This is a genomic window from Streptomyces sp. SID12488 (assembly GCF_010548275.1).
Classification (GTDB): domain Bacteria; phylum Actinomycetota; class Actinomycetes; order Streptomycetales; family Streptomycetaceae; genus Streptomyces.
On the sequence record NZ_JAAGLT010000036.1, the window covers coordinates 67,291 to 85,740 of the forward strand.

Here is an 18,450-nt window from a genome sequence, read left to right on the forward strand (position 1 = left end):
CCCGACCACCTCGACCGCCCTGACCGCCCTTACATCTCCACGAGGACCGTGAACGGGCCGTCGTTCGTCAGGGTCACCCGCATCTGGGCGCCGAAGCGGCCGGTCGCCACCGTCGCGCCCAGGGAGCGGAGTTGGGCGACCACCTCGTCGACGAGCGGTTCGGCGACATCGCCGGGCGCCGCCGCGTTCCAGGTGGGGCGGCGGCCCTTGCGGGCGTCGCCGTACAGGGTGAACTGGCTGATGACGAGCAGCGGGGCGTCGATGTCGGAGCACGACCTCTCGTCCGTCAGCATGCGGATCGACCAGAGTTTCCGGGCCAGTTGGGCCGCCTTCTCCTTCGTGTCCTCGTGTGTGACCCCGACGAGGACGCACAGGCCCTCGCCCGCGATCTCGCCGGTCACCTCGCCGTCCACGACGACGCTCGCGCCGTCCACCCTCTGCACCACTGCACGCATGGGCCCATCATGCCGTGCCGTCATGAATGCCATGAGCGTCGTGCCGTGCCGTCCGGAGCGGTCGCGCAGGGCCTGTGGAGGGATTCTTTTTGATCCTTAAGCCCCTATCTGGGGCCGTTCGGGGGCACTCGGTCACATAGCGGCCACCGAGGGTGGCACGATGCTACCCATTCGCCTGTCGAGGGGACGGTAGAGGCACATGAGCACACCGAGTACCGGGCGGCCTCATACGGCCGCCCGACCGCCCGAGCAGCGCAACGTCGGCCCGGCGGCTCCGGCCACTCCAACTGCTCCGGTCACTCCGGTCACTCCGGTCGGTTCGCTGCTGGCCCCCGCTCCGCCCGAGCACGACCTCGCCGTGCTGCGACTGGCCGAGCTGCGCGTCCTGCGCCGGGAGGCCCAGCGGGACGAGGCCGATCTCAGTTACGTACGGCGGCTGTTGCAGGGGCGCATCGACATCCTGCGGGCGGAGATCGCGCGGCGCGGGCCCACGTCCGTGGTGTCGGTGGGGGAGGGGTCGGTCGTCGAGCGGCTGTCGGAGATCCTGACGGACGCGCCGGCGCGGCACCGGTCGTCGGCGCGGCACGTGACGCTGGGGATGCCGCACAGCGAGGAGTACGGGCGGCTGGCGGCGGAGATGCTCGCCGAGGTCGAGCTGTCGGACCTGGACGCGCGCACGGATCCGGAGCTGACGGCGGCGATGGGCAGGCTGGTGGGGTACGAGCAGCAGGTCTCGCGCCGGCGGCAGGGGCTGCAGCGGACGGCGGACGACTGCAGCGGGGAGATCGCGCGGCGCTACCGGGAGGGCGAGGCCCAGGTGGAGGACCTGCTGATCTGAGGGCGGGCGCGCCCCGGTCGACCGGCGGGGGCGAGGGAGATCCGCGGAAATCCGCGCGACACCCCACGCGCCCTCCCCCTAGCCTGACCCCATGACCCCCCGTGCCGACATCGACGTACGCATCGTCAACGAGGACGGACTCCGGGAGTGGACCCGGGCCCTGAGCACCGGGTTCCTCCGGTCGCCCGAGGTCTCGGACGTGGAGCTGGAGGCGCGCCGCGGCGGCTTCCTGCCGGGGCGGACACTCGGCGCGTACGACGGCGAACGCTGCGTGGCGACGTTCCGCTCGTTCCCGCAGGATCTGAGCGTCGGAGCCGGCGTGACCGTCCCCGCCGACGCGATCTCGAACGTCACCGTCTCCCCGACCCACCGTCGCCGGGGCATCCTCAGCCGCATGATGGCCCAGGACCTCGCCGCCGCCAAGGAGCGAGGGGACGTCGTCGCCACGCTGATCGCCGCCGAGTACCCGATCTACGGGCGGTACGGCTTCGGGCCCGCAACCTGGACCTCCGAGTGGACCATCGACGTACCGCGCGCGGGCCTCGACCCCCGCTGGGCGGGCCCGGCGGACGGCGGCCGTATCGACCTGGTGGACGCGTCGGACGTACGGAAGCTGGGGCCCGAGCTGCACACGTGGCTCGCGCGGCAGCAGCCGGGCGCCGTCAGCCGTGGCGAGCGCTGGTGGCAGGTCAACACCGGTGTGGTGCGGTTCGGGGAGTCCTGGGACGAGCCCTTCTACGCCGTCCACCGTTCGGCGGACGGTGTGGTCGACGGGCTTGTCTCGTACGAGGCCCAGGACAAGTGGGACGGCAAGCAGCCGCAGAACACCGCCGACGTGAACTGGCTGATCGCCGCGACGCCGGCCGCCGAGCGCGCCCTGTGGCAGTACCTCTGCTCGATCGACTGGATCACGAAGGTCAAGACCGGCTGGCGGGCCCCGGACGACCTGCTCCCCTTCTTCCTGCCGGACCCGCGGGCGGCCAGGCTCACCACGCACGCGGACTGGCTGTGGGTGCGGATCCTGGATGTCGTACGGGCCCTGGAGGCGCGTCCGTACGACGGGACGGCCGGCGGGACAGGCGGCGGGCCGGTTGACGGCAGTCGGCGCGGTCTTGTCCTGGAGGTCGTCGACTCGGCCGGGTTCGCCGGGGGGCGGTACCGGCTGGAGGTGTCCGCCGAGGGCGTCGGTTCCTGCATGGCCGGTGTTCGTGAAGCTGCCGAAATCACCCTGGATGTAAGGGAGTTGGCAGCGCTGTGGCTCGGTGACGAGTCGGCGGTGCGGCTGGCGGCGCTGGGCCTGGTGCGGGAGGAACGAGCGGGCGCCGCCCGTGTGGCCGACGCCCTGCTGCGTACGTCCAGGCGGCCTTGGTGCCCGGACATCTTCTGATCGGATTCTGATCCGCTGCCGTTCCGCTTCTGATCCGACCTCTTTTCCGGTCGTGGTGGCTGCCGAGCTCCAGGCTCCCCTCCGGAAGAGAGTCCGGTAGCCAACCTGTGGAAGGTTTGACCATGTTGTAGAAGTTGGTCACCAACTTCACTGTTCTTATCTCCACCTGGAAGCGTCTTATAACCACCTTCCCTTGAACTGCCCAAGGATGGCGGGAAGTTGTAGTGTTTGGTTGTGGAGACCCATAGGTCACACCAAGACGTGGCTGACGCCCTGCGCAGCCGGATCAGGACCGGTGAGCTGCGGCCGGGCCAGCGCATGCCCACCCAGGCCAGGCTGGCCGAGGAGTTCGGTGTCGAGCGCGGTGCCGTGCGTGAGGCGCTGCGCATCCTGCAGGCCGAGCGGCTGCTGACCAACGTCAGCAAGGGCAGCCCGGCGACGGTCGCCTCCGGTTCCGGACCGGTGCCGACCGGCCCCGCCGCCCCGCCGCTGCCCACCATCGGGGGCCTCGCGCCCCGTATCGCCGCTGCCTTCGCGGCGCCGCACGTGGTGATCGACGCCCTGTGTCTGACGTCCGTCTCGCTCACCCTCGCCATCGGGGAGCCGTTGCGCCAGATCCAATGCGGACGGCTGGATCCGGCCAGAATCGACGTCCGGGTGCTGCTGCCGAGCCGTGACATCGACCTCGCGTTCCCGGCGCCGGTGGCACTGGCGGACGGATCCCCGGCCGGGGCCTCGGCCACCGGCCGGCTGCAGCGCCGCTGGCTGACCCACCGCAACGCCCAGGGCCAGGTGCTCCGGCACAACCTGCTGGCACTGCGCGGCAGGCACGGTATCGATGTGCGTGTCTCCTTCCGGGCCCTCCCGTTCACGCCACCGGTGCAGCTGTACCTGCTCAACGGGACGGAGGCGCTCTTCGCGTACTACACGCTGAAGAGGAGCGAGGCGGAGATCGACCACGAGCAGGTGGAGATGTACGACGCCGAGGGTGTCCGGTCGACGCTGTTCGCGTTCGAGCGGGGCGCCGGGCTGCGCGACTCGACGTTCGTGGAACAGTCGCACCTGTGGTTCAACGCACTGTGGGAGACGATCAGTTCGGAGCTGGTGCTCACGGACCGACCCGTCTCCCACGGTTGATCGCTGCCGGCACTGTCACAGGGCGGGCCCCGTGACCAGCAGGGCGAGCACGACCGCTCCGATGGAGCTGATGGTCGCGTTCCTGGCCTTGATGCCTATGGTGAGCAGCAGCAGGCCGACGACACCGGAGGTGCCGTACTGCCAGCTGACGAATTGCTGGAAGCCGCTGATGAAGACGGCGGCGAGGAGAGCGATGGCGGGCATGGTGGTTCCTCCTTCAGGGCGGTGACCGGGGCGCTGTGCGGGGCGGGGGCCGGGCCCGTGTCCGGGTTGGTGGCTGGGTTGGTGTCACGGAGATGGCAGGAGGGAGGCTAAGATTCCGCCAACTTCATCAAGTTGGTAACCAACTCTGATTAAGTTGTCCCCACTTGGCTACTACTCATAAACAACTTTTCGGCAACTCCCCAAAGATGGATCGGAGTTGTAGCGTTTGGTCGTGACCCAGGAGAACGTTGCAGTGAACGGCAGCAGAAGACAGACGCCCCAGGAGATCGCCGCCGCCCTGCGCGACCGCATCCGCACCGGCGATCTGCAGCCGGGCGACCGCCTGCCCACCCAGGCCGAACTGGCCGAGGAGTTCGGTGTCGAGCGCGGTGCCGTGCGTGAGGCGCTGCGCATCCTGCACGTCGAGCAACTGCTCACCAACGTCAGCAAGGGCAGCCCGCCGCGCGTCGCCGAGGTGACCCCGTCCCAGGAAGGGCCCCAGCCGACGATGGTGGGGCTGGCGCCGCGCATGACGGAGGCGTTCTCGGTCCCGCACGTCCGCGTCGACGCAGCCTGCCTCACCGCGGAGACCCTGATGCTGGCCGTCGGCGAGCCGGTCCGGCTGATCCACGAGGGCCGCATCCGCCCCCAGTCGATCAACGTACGCATCATGCTGCCGTCCCGGGACATCGCGTTGGCCTTCCCGGTGCCCGTCGAGGGCCGCAGCGAGGACGACCCGGTCCACCAGCGCTGGCTGGCCCAGCGCAACGCCCAGGGTCACGTCCTTCAGCACAATCTGCGTGCCCTGCGCTCGTCGCACGGCATCGACGTACGGGTGACGTTCAGGGCGCTGCCGTTCACCCCGCCGGTGAAGCTGTACCTGCTCAACGGGACGGAGGCGCTGATCGCGTACTACATGATCGCCCGCCGCGAGGAGCCGGTGGAGCTCGGGGAGCCGCTCGACATGTACGACACCCTGGGGACCGAGTCGCTGCTCTTCCCGTTCGAGAAGGGCGCAGGGGAACGGGACACGGCGTTCGTCGAGCAATCCCAGAAGTGGTTCGACGCCCTCTGGGAAACCATCACGACGGACCTGACACTCTCCTAGTGACCTCTGATACGACACAGACCGAACTGGTGACCGAGGACGACTCCGTGATCGACTCAGTGATCGACGACCTGCGGGAGCCGGTCGCGCGCGCACGAGTCGTTCTCTGGGACTTCGACGGACCCATCTGCGCCCTGTTCGCGGGCCACTCTGCGCAACGTGTGGCGATCGACCTCGTCGAGTGGCTCGAACGACAGGGCCTGCACGGTCTGTTGACGGATGAGGAGCGCGAGTCCCTGGATCCGCACGTCGTGCTGCGCGCGGTCGATCGCCGGCATCCGGGGAGTGACCTGGTGGACGAGCTGGAGAAACGTCTCACCCAGGAAGAACTCCGGGCCACGAACCTGGCGATGCCCACCCCGTACGCCGACCCGCTGATCCGCACCTGGACAGCGGTGGGCGCCAGGCTCGCGGTCACCACGAACAACTCCCCGCTGGTGGTCCACGAGTATCTGACGAGCCGTGGTCTGACCTCGTGCTTCGCCCCGCACGTCTACGGCCGCACGCGGGAACTGAGCCATCTCAAGCCCCACCCGCACTGTCTCAACCAGGCGCTGAACGCGATGGGGGCGGCGCCGTCGTCCGCACTCATGATCGGCGACACCCCCTCGGACTACCTGGCCGCACAGGAGGCCGGTGTTCCGTTCCTCGGCTACGCGCGTAACGACCAGAAGGAGAAGCTGCTGCGGGACGCGGGTGCCGAGGTGGTCGTGGGCTCGCTGGAGCCCGTACTGAAGCTGCTGCGCGGTCAGGCCTGAGTCATCAGCAGGGTGAAGACCACCGCCGCGCCGACAGCCAGACCGGTGCGGCGCAACCGGACGCCCATGGTGACCGCCGCCAGGAGCAGCAGGCCGAGCATTCCGAGTCTCGACTGGGCCAGTCGGCCCAGCAGGAACTCGCCCAGTGCCAGGATCACTTGGAACAGAACCATTCTCCTCGCCCTCCCCTTCCACTTTGCGTGAAGCATTCAACTCGCTGTCCAATTGGACTGGTTGACGTAAACGTGGTCTGCCCGGTCCGCTAGATCCCTTAACCGGCTTGGTAGTTGATGGTTCAGTTGACTGGAATCTGTTTGGAAATGGACTGGAAGCGGTACGGTCGGGGTGTGGGACATGGGGAAGGGCAGCAGGCCACCGCCGACGGCGGCGGCAGGGAGTTCGACCGGGTGGCCGACGAGTTGCGGCACCGGATGACCGGCGGGGTGTACCCGGTGGGCTCCCTGATGCCCGCACAGCGTGACCTCGCCCTGGAGTTCGGGGTGTCCCGTGACACCGTGCAGCGTGTCCTGAGGGAACTGCGCAACGAGGGCTGGATCGAGTCCCGGCAGGGCAGCGGCTCCCGGGTCGTCAAGACGCAGCGCATCCAGTCCACGGCGCCCAAGGCCAGCCGCTCGCGCCAGGCGGTGACGCTGGGGCCGCTCATCAGTGAGGCGTTCGAACAGCCCGAAGTCACCCTGGACGTCTACACGTTGACCTCCGAGACCCTGGACGCGCACATCCGTCTCCAGGCGGAACGGATCAGGGCCCATGCCATAGTTCCGCAGCGCATCGCACTGCGGATGCTCCTGCCGTCCGACACGGAGTCCCTGCCCTATCCGCGCGGAATCGACGCGAAGGACGATCCGCTCCTGCGCAACCGACTCCGGGACATCACCGGGCGGCACACCGATTCACTGCGCGGAGTACTGGCGGAGCTGACGGCAGAGGGGCTGGTTCCGGAGATCAGCCTGGAGGTTCGTCACGCACCGTTGACCCCAACCTTCAAGCTCTATCTGATCAATGGTGTGGAAGCGCTGCACGGCATGTACGAGGTGATCCGGCGTCCGGTGGTGGTGGACAGGCGGAAGACGGTCGAGGCCCTCGACGTCCTGGGTCTGGGCGCCACGCTGACGCACCACGTACGGGACGGCGACCCGAAATCGCCGGGTTCCACCTTTGTCGAGAGCATGCACAACTGGTTCGAGTCGGTATGGAACCTCCTGTCGGAGGAGTCCGGGGCCGTGCGCTAGCATGCCCGCACCGTGTGAGCAACAGCTCGCGCGCATACGTATGGATGGCGAACAGGCCAACCTCGGCGACTTGATTCAGCAGAGTGGCAGACCACCCGTCGTGTCGCTCCGTTGGCGCTTAAGTCGTGCGGAGTATCACCTGGGAACACCGTTTTGCCGCACCATCCATCCTCGCGCGAGTCCCGGAGCAGCCAGTGGGCGCACCCCCAGTTCCCCGTTCCATGACAGGGGAGCGCGCCGACGGCGGTTCGCCAAATATCGTGGAGATGTTCGTGGCGCACGCCGGGACATGGGGCAAGGCGAGCGGCGGTCACCACAACCAGAACTATGTCCTGCCGTTGCCGGAGGACCTGGCGCAGAAGGTGGGCCGTGCGGCCGGTACTCCGGTCACCGTCCGGATCCGGCGGGAAGCGGCGCTGCCTGTCGTGATCCGCACCTGGCGGAACGAGGCCCGCATCCTCGACGCCGTGCACGGTGTGCTGCCGAACGTGCCGGAGTGCTTGCTGGAGGGTGACGGGTTCGCCATCCACAGCTATGTGGACGGCGTACCTCTCTCCAGCATCTGCGGAAACGGCAAGCCCGTCGACACCCTCCTCATGAAGGCGCTGGCCGACCTGCTCGCCCAGATGACCCAGGTGCGCCTGAGGGCCCTGCCACCCCTGCCCGAGGCCTGGCCCCGCAACCACATGGACAGTCAGGGTTTTCTGCGGGCGCTCGCCCATCTGGCCGACCGTCAGATCCGCCGACGCAACTGGCCGGCTTTCGGCGGCCTGTTCAAGGCGCTCGGCATTCCGGAGGACGTCCTCACCCGGTTGGCCGAACGGGTACCGGCGATGACGCGGCGGCCCTACAGCCTGCTGCACGCGGACCTGCACCGCGACAATCTGATCGTTTCCTACGACGGTGACCCGCCCCTGATCTGCGTCGACTGGGAACTGGCGACCTACGGCGACCCCCTGCACGACCTCGCGACGCACCTGGTGCGGATGCAGTACCCCGACCACCAGTGGGCCGACGTGATCGGCGCCTGGGCGGATGCCATGCGGCTGGTCCGCCCCGCCGCCGTCAAGGGCCTGGGCAAGGACCTGCGCCACTACGTGGACTTCGAGCGGGCGCAGTCCGTCTTCCCGGACGTCATGCGGGCCGCGCAGTCCCTGGAGGACACGTTCGACCAGAAGAGTCTGGACGAGGCGACAGCCGCGGTGAGCCGGGCCCTGGAGGCGGCAGCAGCGCCGCTCGGGCTCCGCAACGTGCCGGGCACGGACGAGATCGAGCGCATCCTCTTCCGGTGGCAGGCATCTCGGGAGGACGGGAGGAAGCGCGGCCGGGGGTGGGGCGCGGACGACATCCACTGGACGCCGGACGACCGGGTCCTGGAGCATCCCGAGTTCTCCCGCGCCGATGTGCATCGCGCGCTGCTCGCGGAGGGCGCGGCGCCGGCCAACCGTGTCTTCAAGGGGACCGCGCATCTCAACTCGGTGGTCTGGGTCGGGGGCGTCGACTTTCCCGTGGTGGTCCGGCGCCAGGTGCCGAAGGCCTGCCGACGCGAGCCCAGTTTCCTCAGCGAGCACGCGGTGCTCCAGGCCATCGGCGAGTCGTCGGTCGCGGTGGCGGCGCCGAGGGTCCTCGCCCTGGGCACCGGCTACCGGAACGAACCCTTCGCCGTTCACACGTACGCGGGCCGGCGCGACATCGACCAGCCGCCGAGCCATCCGGTGAACGGCCTGCTGCCGCACGAGGCGGACGCGCTCGTCGACCAGCTCTGCGCCCTGACGGAAGTGGACTACCATGCGCTCGACCCGGCGGCGGGCGAGGGTGGTTTCTACGGCTGGCTGAGCGAGCAACTCGTCATTCTGGTACGGGACTTGCCGCGGGAGTCACAGCAACTGGCCAGGGTTCTCGGCCTGCCCGACGCCGACCGGCTGCGGCAGATCCTGAGCCGGCACCTGGTGAACGAACGCGCGCCGGCGCTGCTGCACGGTGACCTGAACCCGTGGAACCTCGTCCGGCGCGACGATCCGCTGGTGCTGACCATCATCGACTGGGAGATGGCGGTCGTCGGCGACCCGCTCTACGACCTGGTGCGGCACATGCACCTCACGCCGACCCGGTCGGAGATCCGGGACCGGATGTTCCGGCGCTGGGAGGGCCGGCTGTCGCCGAAGTACACCGACAGTTGGCGACAGGACTGGCGGGTGTACCGGGACATCGAGATCGTCCGCTCCGCCTATATCGACCTGGACCGCCTGGTCACCGGCGCCGGCCTGGACGCCCCGAACGTCCGCCGGGCGGTCGACTCGTACGCGATGACGCTGGCTTCGGCCACGGCGGCCTTGGGCCTGCCGGCCCGCTCCACGGAGAACCCGTATCTGGCGCTCGCGCTGAGGTAGCCGGAGTCGGTCGCAGGTGGCCGGAAAGCGGCCGGGAGAGCTGCGCGCGGTGGGCAGGTTCGTGCGGGCCCGGTGAGTGCGTACCCTCGCTCCCATGGCAGGAACCGGGCTGCGTGAGCGCAAGAAGCAGCAGACATACCAGAACGTGTCCGACATCGCGATCGGGCTCTTCCTCGCGAAGGGCTTCGACGCGGTGTCCGTCGCGGAGGTCGCCGCCGCGGCCGGGATCTCCAAGCCGACGCTGTTCCGGTACTTCCCGGCCAAGGAGGACCTCGTCCTGCACCGCTTCGCGGACCACGAGGACGAGGCGGCGCGGGTGGTTCGGGCGGTCGGCGCGGGTACGGGCGTGGCTACGGGTGCGCGTGAGGGTGCGGGGGCGGAGGCCTCGCCGCTCGACGCGCTGCGGCGGCACTTCCTCGACGGGCTGAGTCGCGAGGACCCGGTCACCGGCCTCAACGGCTCCCCCGAGGTGCTCGCCTTCCACCGTCTGCTCTACGGCACGGCGTCGTTGGTCGCGCGGGCGTACGAATACCAGCAGCGCTCGGAGGCCGTGCTCGCCGTCGCCCTCGGCGACACCCTGGCGGCCCGGCTCGCGGCCGGCCAGATCATCGCCGTACAGCGGATTCTCGCGCAGGAGAACTGGCGACGGATCGCGGCGGGGGAGACCGTGGAGGCGGTACGGGAGGACGCGGTCGCGGCGGCGGAGGGGGCGTTCGGGCAGTTGGCGGCGGGACTGCCGTGGCTGGGGGTGCCGGGTGGGGGTGCGGGTGCTGAGCCGAGTGCGGGAGAAGCGACCCGGTAAATTTTGTAACTCGGTTACGTTATTTCGGTATGCTTGCTGGAATGACGCCACCCGACCCTCCCCCTGACCCCGCCCGCGCGCAGGCACTCCTCCAGGGCTCCCTGCGCCGCGAGCGTGCCCATCACGACGCCTGCCGCGCCGCCCTCGCCGCGATGATCGACGGCGCCCGGGAACACGTCGTCACCGGCGCGGACGTCTCCGCCTCGGGGGCGGACGCGGAGGTGCTCGGGTACCAGCTGCGCAGCAAGGCGAAGGAACTGGGCGAACTGCCCGAAGGGCCCCTGTTCTTCGGCCGGTTGGACTTCGACGGTGGTGACCGGGGTGGCGAGCACAGCGGCGCGAGCTACCACGTCGGGCGCCTGCGGATCAGCGAGCACCCGACCCGCCCGCCCCTCGTCGTGGACTGGCGTGCCCCCGTCTCCCGGGCCTTCTACCAGGCGAGCGCCCGAGATCCGCAGGGCGTGGCCGTACGCCGCCGGTTCGGCTGGGCACCCGGCAGCAGGGGCGACTCCGCCGACCTGACCGGCCTGGAGGACGAGCACCTGGACGAGCAACCGGACGAGCACCCGACGGAAGTCGGTTCGTGGGAGGGGGAGTTGGAGAGGGATTTGGCGGGCGGCGCGGACGGGTTGGTCGCGCGGGAGATCGCGCGACCCCGGGTCGGGCCCATGCGGGACATCGCCGCGACGATCCAGCCCGAGCAGGACGACCTCGTACGGGCGGCCCTCGGCGTCTCCGTGTGCGTGCAGGGCGCCCCCGGCACCGGGAAGACGGCCGTCGGGCTGCACCGGGCCGCGTACCTCCTCTACACGCACCCCCAACGCGTCCAGCGTGGCGGTCTGTTGATCCTCGGGCCCAACCGCACGTTCCTCTCGTACATCTCGGAGGTGCTGCCCGCTCTGGGGGAGACGGGCGTACGGCAGTCGACGGTCGCGGACGAGATCGCGGCCCACCCGGTGCGCGCGGAGGACGACGAGCGGGCCGCCGTCGTGAAGCACGACGCGCGGATGGCGGAGGTTCTGCGCCGGGCGCTGTACGCCCGCGTGGCGGCGGACGGACACGCCAACTCCCTTGCCCCCTTTGACTCCCTTGAGGTGCCGGACGATTCGTACCGCTGGCGGGTCCCGGCGGCGGAGCTGGCGCGGATCGTGGCGGGTGTACGGGCCGAGGAGCCGCCGTACGCCGTGGGGCGCGAGCGCGTACGCACCCGGGTGGTCAGCCGTATCCAGCGGGAGGCGGAACGGCGGGCGGGGCCGCAGCCGAACGGCTGGGTACGGCGGATCGAGCGGGCGCGGTCGGTCGGGGCGTACGTCGAGGCGGTGTGGCCGAGGGCGCGTCCGGAGGAGGTGTTGGCCGAACTCCTGGGAGACGTAGGGGTGTTGGCGCGGGCCGCCGAGGGGGTGTTGGGGGAGGACGAGCAGCGGGCGGTGCGGTGGGCGCGTCCGCCGAGGTCGTGGAAGTCGGCGCGCTGGTCGGCCGCCGACCTGGTCCTCCTCGACGAGGTCGCCGGCCTGATCGAACACCCCGAGGGATACGGCCATGTCGTGATCGACGAGGCGCAGGATCTCTCCCCGATGGAGTGCCGGGCGATCGCCCGCCGGGTGCCCTACGGCTCCCTGACGGTCCTGGGCGACCTGGCCCAGGGCACCACGCCGTGGGCAGCACGGGCGTGGGGGCCCTTGCTTGCCCACCTGGGCAAGCCGGACGCCACGGTGATCCCGCTGACCACGGGGTTCCGGGTGCCGCGGACCGTGGTCGCCTTCGCCAACCGACTGCTGGCCCGCCTGGACGTACCGGTGCCACCGGCCCGATCCCTGCGCGGCGACGGGGAGTTGAGGGTCGTGGAGACCACCGACATCGCCGGGGAGGTGGTGGCCGCGGTGCGTCGGGCCCTGGACGGGGAGGGGTCGGTGGGGGTCGTGGCGGCAGAGGGCGAAGTGGCTGCCGTACGGGAGGTGTTGGTCACAGCGGGGGTGGCGGTGAGCGGGGGCAGGGTCGCGGTGATGCCGGCGAAGGCGGTGAAGGGGCTGGAGTGGGACCACGTGGTCGTGGTGGAACCGGCGGCGATCGTGGAGGACGAGGACGAGGGGGAGGGAGCGACCGGGCGGGGACTGAACCGGCTGTACGTGGTGCTGACGCGGGCGGTGTCACGGCTGGAGGTCGTGCATGGACGGGCGTTGCCGTTCTGAACTCCGGATGTGGCGGCCGTGAGGGTGGTGGGGGCGGGGGTGCGGTATCAAGAGGGGCGATGACGAACCCCTCTTTTTCTTCGGCCGCGCCCCCTCTCCTCTTCCTGGACGTCGACGGGCCGCTGATCCCGTTCGGCGGTACCCGGGAGCAGTATCCGGACGGCTATCCGATGTACCGTCCCGCCCGGCGGCTGCGCTTCCCGGAGTCTGAGGCGAACCCCTTGCTGCCTCGGATCGACCCCGCCCTCGGTCCTCGACTGGCCGCGCTGCCCTGCGAGTTGGTGTGGGCCACGACCTGGATGGACGAGGCGAACGAGTGTGTCGCCCCGTGGCTGGGCCTGCCCGCCCTCCCGGTGGTGAACTGGCCCGAGCCGGACCCCGACGACCTGCTTGGCGTGCACTGGAAGACCCGCCCGCTCGTCATTCTGGCTGCCGGGCGGGCCTTCGTCTGGCTCGACGACGAGGTGACCGACGCCGACCGTCGCTGGGTTGCCGAACACCACCCGGGCCGCGCCCTGTTGCACCGGGTCGATCCTCATCACGGGCTGCGGGACGCGGACTTCGCGGCCGTCGAGGAGTGGCTCCAGACGCAGGACGTAGGGACATGGGGCGGAGGGACATGGGACGGAGGGCGGCGGTAACAGTGGTCGTGGTCCCGGCGCTCAGGCGCCCACGTACGCCGCCAAGTGCTCCCCCGTGAGGGTGCTGCGGGCCGCCACCAGGTCCGCCGGGGTGCCTTCGAAGACGATTCGGCCGCCGTCGTGGCCCGCGCCCGGGCCCAGGTCGATGATCCAGTCGGCGTGGGCCATGACCGCCTGGTGGTGCTCGACGACGATGACCGACTTGCCCGAGTCGACGAGCCGGTCGAGCAGGCCAAGGAGGTGTTCGACGTCGGCGAGGTGGAGGCCGGTCGTCGGCTCGTCGAGGACGTACACGCCGCCCTTGTCGCCCATGTGCGTGGCCAGCTTGAGGCGTTGGCGTTCGCCGCCGGACAGGGTGGTGAGGGGCTGGCCGAGGCTGAGGTAGCCGAGGCCGACGTCCGCGAGCCGGTCCAGGACGCGGTGCGCGGCCGGCGTACGCCCCTCGCCCGCGCCGAAGAACTCCTCCGCCTCCGTCACCGACATCGCGAGCACCTCGCTGATGTCCCGCCCGCCGAGGTGGTACTCCAGCACCGCCGCCTGGAACCGCTTGCCCTCGCAGTCCTCGCAGGTCGTGGCCACACCGGCCATCATCGCCAGGTCGGTGTAGATGACACCGGCACCGTTGCAGGTCGGGCAGGCGCCCTCGGAGTTGGCGCTGAACAGGGCCGGCTTCACCCCGTTGGCCTTGGCGAACGCCGTACGGATCGGGTCGAGCAGTCCGGTGTACGTCGCCGGGTTGCTCCGCCGGGAGCCGCGGATCGGCGTCTGGTCGACCGACACCACACCCCCCTCGACGGCACCCCGCGTCTCGACCAGCGACCCGTGGATGAGCGAGCTCTTGCCGGACCCGGCGACACCGGTCACGACACACAGCACCCCGAGCGGGATGTCGACGTCGACGCCCTGGAGGTTGTGCCTGGTCGCGCCGCGGATCGGCAGTGTGCCGGTGGCCTTGCGTACCGTCTCCGGCGCCTTGAGGGAGGCCCGGTCGTCGAAGTGGCGGCCGGTGACCGTACCGCCGGTCCGCAGCCCCTCGACGGTGCCCTCGAAGCAAACGGTGCCGCCCGCCGTACCCGCGCCGGGACCGAGGTCGACGACGTGGTCGGCGATCGCGATCACCTCGGGCTTGTGCTCCACGACGAGCACGGTGTTGCCCTTGTCGCGCAACCGCAGCAGCAGGTCGTTCATGCGCTGGATGTCGTGCGGGTGCAGGCCGATCGTCGGCTCGTCGAACACGTATGTGATGTCGGTGAGGGCGGAACCGAGGTGGCGGATCATCTTGACGCGCTGTGCCTCACCGCCCGACAGGGTGCCCGAGGCGCGGTCGAGCGCGAGATAGCCGAGGCCGATCTCCACGAACGAGTCCAGCGTGTGCTGGAGCGCGGTGAGCAGCGGAGCCACCGAGGGGTCGTCGAGCTCGCGGACCCACTCGGCCAGGTCCCGGATCTCCATCGAGCAGGCGTCGCCGATGCTGATCTTCTTGATCTTCGACGACCTGGCCCCCTCGCTGAGCCGGGTCCCCTCACAGTCGGGGCAGGTGGTGAAGGTGACCGCCCGTTCCACGAAAGCCCGGATGTGCGGCTGCAGCGCCTCCTTGTCCTTGGACAGGAACGACTTCTGGATCTTGGGGATCAGTCCCTCGTAGGTGAGGTTGACGCCGTTGACCTTGATCTTCGTCGGCTCGCCGTAGAGGAAGTCGCGCATCTCCTTCTTCGTGAAGCTGCGGATCGGCTTGTTCGGGTCGAGGAAGCCCGACTGGGCGTAGAGCTGCACGGTCCACTGGCTGTCCGACTTCCAGCCGGGAATGGTGAACGCGCCCTCGGCGATCGACTTGGAGTCGTCGTAGAGCTGGGTGAGGTCGATGTCGGAGACCGCGCCCCGGCCCTCGCAGCGCGTGCACATACCGCCGGTGCGGTTGAAGGTCGCCTTGACGGTCTTCGTCTTCTCGGCACCGCGCTCGACGGTGATCCCGCCGCTCGCCCGGACCGAGGCCGTGTTGAAGGAGTACGCGCTCGGCGGCCCGATGTGCGGCTGCCCCAGTCGGCTGAAGAGGATGCGCAGCATCGCGTTGGCGTCGGTCGCGGTGCCGACCGTGGAGCGCGGGTCGGCACCCAGCCGCTGCTGGTCGACGATGATCGCGGTCGTCAGCCCTTCGAGCACGTCGACCTCGGGCCGCGCCAGCGTCGGCATGAACCCCTGGACGAACGCGCTGTACGTCTCGTTGATCAGCCGCTGCGACTCGGCGGCGATCGTGTCGAACACCAGAGAACTCTTGCCCGAACCGGAGACACCGGTGAACACCGTCAGCCGACGCTTCGGCAGCTCGATACTGACGTCCTTGAGGTTGTTCTCGCGCGCGCCGTGCACACGGATCAGATCGTGACTGTCGGCACCGTGCGGCGCGTCGGCCGCCTGCGAGTCCGTCCTCGGGGTCCTGCTCATCGGGTCTCCGTCTCGTCTGGCTCGTCCGTCTCGTCCGGGCCTACAGGCTGACGCGGGCTGCTCCCGCCGTACAGCCCCTGGTCCGGTCCCTAGCCCTTCGGCTTCTGCGAGATCCGTACCAGGTTGCCCGAAGGGTCCCGGAACGCGCAGTCGCGCGGGCCCCATCCCTGGTCCATGGGCTCCTGGAGCACCTCGGCGCCGGATGCCCGTACCTTCTCGAACATGCCGTCGAGGTCGTCGGTGCGGAAGACGAACATCGGCATGACGCCCTTGGTGAGCAGTTCCTGCAGGGTGTCGCCGTCGGCGGGGGAGCGGCCCGCGTGCGGTTCGGAGAGGACGATTTCGAGGTCCGGCTGCGCGGGGCTGCCGAGGGTGACCCAGCGGTGTTCGCCGGATGCGACGTCATTGCGGACCTCGAAGCCGAGTGCGTCGCGGTAGAAGGCGAGCGCCTCGTCGGGGTCGTTGACGGTGATGTGGCAGTACTGCAGTGCGATGTCCATGCCGTCAAAGCTAGGCGGCGGCGGTACGGCCCGCTTCTCGAATCCTGCTCGGTACGTTCCCGATGTCCCCGGCGGGTGCGCTGGTGGCCGGTGTGCCGGTGGTCGGAGCGTCCGTGGTCGGAGCGTCCGTACTCGACACGCCCGTACTCGACGCGTCCGGGCCCGGACCGTTTCTGCTCGGCCGGGTGGTCACCTTCGCCACACAGGCGGGCATCGCTGTCACCGCGTCGTGCTCCCGGCCGCGGTACGTGCTCGGCGGCTCCCCGACGATCTCGGTGAACCGTGAGCTGAACGAGCCCAGCGACGTACAGCCGACGGTCATGCACGCGTCGGTCACACTCATGCCGGCGCGGAGCAGCGTCATCGCCCGCTCGATACGGCGGGTCATGAGATAGCTGTACGGCGTCTCGCCGTAGGCCGCCCGGAACCGCCGCGAGAAGTGCGCCGGCGACATCAGCGCGTGCTTGGCCATCGTCGGGACGTCGAGCGGACGCGCGTACTCCCGGTCGATCAGATCCCGGGCCCGACGCAGATGCGCGAGGTTGGCCAGTTCCTGCGGGTCCATTCGGCGACGGTACCACCGGGTCGCGGGGGCTGGTCCGGGCCTGCGCGAGTGCTCGGACGGTGGAGAGCGTCCACTCCCCTCCACTCTCAAGCTATAGCCCACAGGGGGGCTGGCGGCAAGACCCCCGTCGTGCCGCAGAATCGTCGGCCGAGGCAGTCCGGACCTGCGGAAATCGCGGAGATCACGGCAATCGAGGCTGCCGAAATGGGGGGTTTTCATGATGGACGTGGACGTCGAGGTGGACGCTGGCATGGACGTGGACGTGACCGTGGTCGGCGGTGGTCCCACCGGCCTGATGCTGGCCGCCGAGCTGCGGCTGCACGGCGTACGCGTGGTCGTACTGGAGAGGGACGCGGAACCGACCCCGGTCGTCCGCTCGCTCGGTCTGCATGTGCGCAGCATCGAGGTGATGGACCAGCGGGGTCTGCTGGAGCGGTTCCTCGCGCACGGAAAGCAGTACCCGGTCGCCGGCGGCTTCTTCGCCGCCATGGGCAAGCCCGCGCCCGCCCGGCTGGACACCGCGCATCCGTACGTACTCGGCATCCCGCAGACCATCACCGACCGCCTGCTGTACGAGCACGCCACCGAACTCGGTACCGAGGTCCGGCGCTCCTGCGAGCTGGTCGGGCTGAGCCAGGACGAGGAGGGCGTGACCGCGGAACTCGCCGACGGCACGACGCTTCGCTCGCGCTACCTCGTCGGCTGCGACGGCGGCCGAAGCACCGTACGCAAACTGCTCGGCGTCGGTTTCCCCGGCGAGCCCACCCGCCTCCAGGCGCTGCTGGGCGAGATGAAGGTGGGTGTGCAGCAGGAGACGGTCGCCGCGGTGGTGGCGGAAGTCCGCAAAACGCAGAAGTGGTTCGGCCTCGGGCCCTTGGGGGGCGACGGGGTGTACCGCGTCGTCGTGCCCGCCGACGGGGTGATCGAGGACCGCTCGGCGCCGACCCTCGACGAGGTCAGGAAGCAGTTGCGGGCGTACGCCGGTACCGACTTCGGCGTGCACTCCCCGCGCTGGCTCTCCCGCTTCGGCGACGCCACCCGGCAGGCCGAGCGGTACCGGGTCGGCCGGGTACTGCTGGCCGGCGACGCGGCGCACATCCACCCGCCGGTCGGCGGCCAGGGGCTCAACCTGGGCATCCAGGACGCGTTCAACCTCGGCTGGAAGCTGGCCGCCGAGATCGCGGGCCGGGCACCGGAGGGGCTGCTGGACAGCTACCACACCGAACGGCACGGGGTGGCCGCCGACGTACTCGACAACACCCGCGCGCAGACGCATCTGATGTCCACCGAGCCGGGCCCCCAGTCCGTGCGCCGGCTGCTGTCGGAACTGATGGACTTCGAGGAGGTGAACCGGTACCTGATCGAGAAGCTCACCGCCATCGGCGTCCGCTACGACTTCGGCGAGGGCCACGCCCTGCTCGGCCGGCGCATGCGGGACCTGACGCTCAAGCAAGGCCGCCTCTACGAGCTGATGCACGCGGGCCGAGGCCTGCTCCTCGACCGTACCGGCCACCTCTCGGTGTCCGGCTGGGCGGACCGCGTCGACCACGTCGTCGTCGACACCGGGGAACTGACCGAACTCGACGGGCTCGACGTACCCGCGGCACTCCTGCGGCCGGACGGTTACGTGGCCTGGGTCGGTGAGGACCAGGGGGATCTGGCCGTCCCGTTGGCCAAGTGGTTCGGGCCTGCGGTTGGTTGATGTCCGGCCTCAACTGCCTGTGGGCGGGGGGCGGTTGTGACCTGCGGTGCCTGCGGTTGAGCGGGACAGGTCGACGGCCGGT

General features: G+C 69.9%; 17 protein-coding genes. 11 read left to right on the plus strand and 6 right to left on the minus strand.

Annotated features, from left to right (window positions below; genetic code table 11):
• Positions 1-29: 29 nt before the first annotated feature.
• Positions 30-455 (minus strand): D-aminoacyl-tRNA deacylase, encoded by a 426-nt coding sequence (dtd, locus tag G3I56_RS36920; RefSeq protein ID WP_164416847.1) that lies wholly within the window; start codon positions 453-455, stop codon positions 30-32.
• A 199-nt stretch (positions 456-654) separates the two neighbouring features.
• Here dtd and G3I56_RS36925 point away from each other — a divergent pair, with 199 nt between their 5' ends.
• From G3I56_RS36925 to G3I56_RS36935, 3 genes are all read left to right on the plus strand, one after another.
• A complete protein-coding gene (locus G3I56_RS36925) occupies positions 655-1,293 on the plus strand; it encodes an aerial mycelium formation protein (RefSeq protein ID WP_164416849.1) in 639 nt (212 codons plus the stop codon).
• Positions 1,294-1,384: 91 nt separating this feature from the next.
• Positions 1,385-2,680 carry a GNAT family N-acetyltransferase gene (locus G3I56_RS36930; protein ID WP_164416851.1) on the plus strand — a complete coding sequence of 432 codons (1,296 nt, stop codon included), beginning with the start codon at positions 1,385-1,387 and terminating at the stop codon, positions 2,678-2,680.
• A gap of 261 nt (positions 2,681-2,941) precedes the next feature.
• The gene (locus G3I56_RS36935; protein ID WP_164416853.1) at positions 2,942-3,817 is read left to right on the plus strand and encodes a winged helix-turn-helix domain-containing protein; all 876 of its coding nucleotides are present in this window, start codon (positions 2,942-2,944) and stop codon (positions 3,815-3,817) included.
• A 15-nt stretch (positions 3,818-3,832) separates the two neighbouring features.
• Here G3I56_RS36935 and G3I56_RS36940 read toward each other — a convergent pair whose 3' ends face one another.
• Positions 3,833-4,021, minus strand: coding sequence for a hypothetical protein (locus G3I56_RS36940; protein ID WP_164416855.1), 189 nt, complete (start codon positions 4,019-4,021; stop codon positions 3,833-3,835).
• Positions 4,022-4,247: 226 nt separating this feature from the next.
• On the opposite strand from G3I56_RS36940, the gene G3I56_RS36945 reads away from it, so the two are divergent.
• Positions 4,248-5,129, plus strand: a complete 882-nt coding sequence (locus G3I56_RS36945; protein ID WP_164416857.1) for a GntR family transcriptional regulator — start codon at positions 4,248-4,250, stop codon at positions 5,127-5,129.
• Positions 5,129-5,887 carry an HAD family hydrolase gene (locus G3I56_RS36950; protein ID WP_343240163.1) on the plus strand — a complete coding sequence of 253 codons (759 nt, stop codon included), beginning with the start codon at positions 5,129-5,131 and terminating at the stop codon, positions 5,885-5,887. The genes G3I56_RS36945 and G3I56_RS36950 overlap by 1 nt, the downstream gene beginning before the upstream one ends.
• Here the strand turns inward: G3I56_RS36950 and G3I56_RS36955 are convergent.
• Positions 5,878-6,060 (minus strand): hypothetical protein, encoded by a 183-nt coding sequence (locus G3I56_RS36955; RefSeq protein ID WP_164416861.1) that lies wholly within the window; start codon positions 6,058-6,060, stop codon positions 5,878-5,880. The genes G3I56_RS36950 and G3I56_RS36955 overlap by 10 nt on opposite strands.
• 174 nt (positions 6,061-6,234) lie before the next feature.
• Here G3I56_RS36955 and G3I56_RS36960 point away from each other — a divergent pair, with 174 nt between their 5' ends.
• From G3I56_RS36960 to G3I56_RS36980, 5 genes are all read left to right on the plus strand, one after another.
• The gene (locus G3I56_RS36960) at positions 6,235-7,137 is read left to right on the plus strand and encodes a winged helix-turn-helix domain-containing protein (RefSeq protein WP_343240164.1); all 903 of its coding nucleotides are present in this window, start codon (positions 6,235-6,237) and stop codon (positions 7,135-7,137) included.
• A 221-nt stretch (positions 7,138-7,358) separates the two neighbouring features.
• Positions 7,359-9,527: an aminoglycoside phosphotransferase family protein gene (locus G3I56_RS36965; RefSeq protein WP_239135317.1), complete on the plus strand. Its 2,169-nt coding sequence runs from the start codon at positions 7,359-7,361 to the stop codon at positions 9,525-9,527.
• Positions 9,528-9,621: 94 nt separating this feature from the next.
• A complete protein-coding gene (locus G3I56_RS36970; protein WP_164416868.1) occupies positions 9,622-10,329 on the plus strand; it encodes a TetR/AcrR family transcriptional regulator in 708 nt (235 codons plus the stop codon).
• A 41-nt stretch (positions 10,330-10,370) separates the two neighbouring features.
• Entirely contained in the window at positions 10,371-12,518 is a 2,148-nt protein-coding gene (locus G3I56_RS36975) for an AAA family ATPase (RefSeq protein ID WP_164416870.1), read from the plus strand.
• Between the two features lie 59 nt (positions 12,519-12,577).
• Positions 12,578-13,159, plus strand: a complete 582-nt coding sequence (locus G3I56_RS36980; protein WP_164416872.1) for an HAD domain-containing protein — start codon at positions 12,578-12,580, stop codon at positions 13,157-13,159.
• 21 nt (positions 13,160-13,180) lie between these two features.
• On the opposite strand, the gene G3I56_RS36985 is transcribed toward G3I56_RS36980, so the two are convergent.
• The 3 genes from G3I56_RS36985 to G3I56_RS36995 all read right to left on the minus strand — a co-directional run bounded on the left by G3I56_RS36985 (position 13,181) and on the right by G3I56_RS36995 (position 16,666).
• The gene (locus tag G3I56_RS36985; RefSeq protein ID WP_164416874.1) at positions 13,181-15,601 is read right to left on the minus strand and encodes an excinuclease ABC subunit UvrA; all 2,421 of its coding nucleotides are present in this window, start codon (positions 15,599-15,601) and stop codon (positions 13,181-13,183) included.
• A gap of 89 nt (positions 15,602-15,690) precedes the next feature.
• Positions 15,691-16,101: a VOC family protein gene (locus tag G3I56_RS36990; RefSeq protein WP_164416876.1), complete on the minus strand. Its 411-nt coding sequence runs from the start codon at positions 16,099-16,101 to the stop codon at positions 15,691-15,693.
• A 10-nt stretch (positions 16,102-16,111) separates the two neighbouring features.
• Positions 16,112-16,666, minus strand: coding sequence for a helix-turn-helix transcriptional regulator (locus tag G3I56_RS36995; protein ID WP_164416878.1), 555 nt, complete (start codon positions 16,664-16,666; stop codon positions 16,112-16,114).
• Positions 16,667-16,883: 217 nt separating this feature from the next.
• Here G3I56_RS36995 and rox point away from each other — a divergent pair, with 217 nt between their 5' ends.
• Positions 16,884-18,368 (plus strand): rifampin monooxygenase, encoded by a 1,485-nt coding sequence (gene rox / locus G3I56_RS37000; RefSeq protein WP_164416880.1) that lies wholly within the window; start codon positions 16,884-16,886, stop codon positions 18,366-18,368.
• Positions 18,369-18,450 lie beyond the last annotated feature (82 nt).

Coding starts and splice junctions, on each gene's coding strand:
- G3I56_RS36955 (WP_164416861.1), bottom strand. CDS start 6,060: ATGGTTCTGTTCCAAGTGATCCTGGCACTGGGCGAGTTCCTGCTGGGC.
- G3I56_RS36990 (WP_164416876.1), bottom strand. CDS start 16,101: ATGGACATCGCACTGCAGTACTGCCACATCACCGTCAACGACCCCGAC.
- G3I56_RS36995 (WP_164416878.1), bottom strand. CDS start 16,666: ATGGACCCGCAGGAACTGGCCAACCTCGCGCATCTGCGTCGGGCCCGG.
- rox (WP_164416880.1), top strand. CDS start 16,884: ATGATGGACGTGGACGTCGAGGTGGACGCTGGCATGGACGTGGACGTG.
- G3I56_RS36940 (WP_164416855.1), bottom strand. CDS start 4,021: ATGCCCGCCATCGCTCTCCTCGCCGCCGTCTTCATCAGCGGCTTCCAG.
- dtd (WP_164416847.1), bottom strand. CDS start 455: ATGCGTGCAGTGGTGCAGAGGGTGGACGGCGCGAGCGTCGTCGTGGAC.
- G3I56_RS36985 (WP_164416874.1), bottom strand. CDS start 15,601: ATGAGCAGGACCCCGAGGACGGACTCGCAGGCGGCCGACGCGCCGCAC.
- G3I56_RS36965 (WP_239135317.1), top strand. CDS start 7,359: ATGACAGGGGAGCGCGCCGACGGCGGTTCGCCAAATATCGTGGAGATG.
- G3I56_RS36970 (WP_164416868.1), top strand. CDS start 9,622: ATGGCAGGAACCGGGCTGCGTGAGCGCAAGAAGCAGCAGACATACCAG.
- G3I56_RS36925 (WP_164416849.1), top strand. CDS start 655: ATGAGCACACCGAGTACCGGGCGGCCTCATACGGCCGCCCGACCGCCC.
- G3I56_RS36975 (WP_164416870.1), top strand. CDS start 10,371: ATGACGCCACCCGACCCTCCCCCTGACCCCGCCCGCGCGCAGGCACTC.
- G3I56_RS36980 (WP_164416872.1), top strand. CDS start 12,578: ATGACGAACCCCTCTTTTTCTTCGGCCGCGCCCCCTCTCCTCTTCCTG.
- G3I56_RS36930 (WP_164416851.1), top strand. CDS start 1,385: ATGACCCCCCGTGCCGACATCGACGTACGCATCGTCAACGAGGACGGA.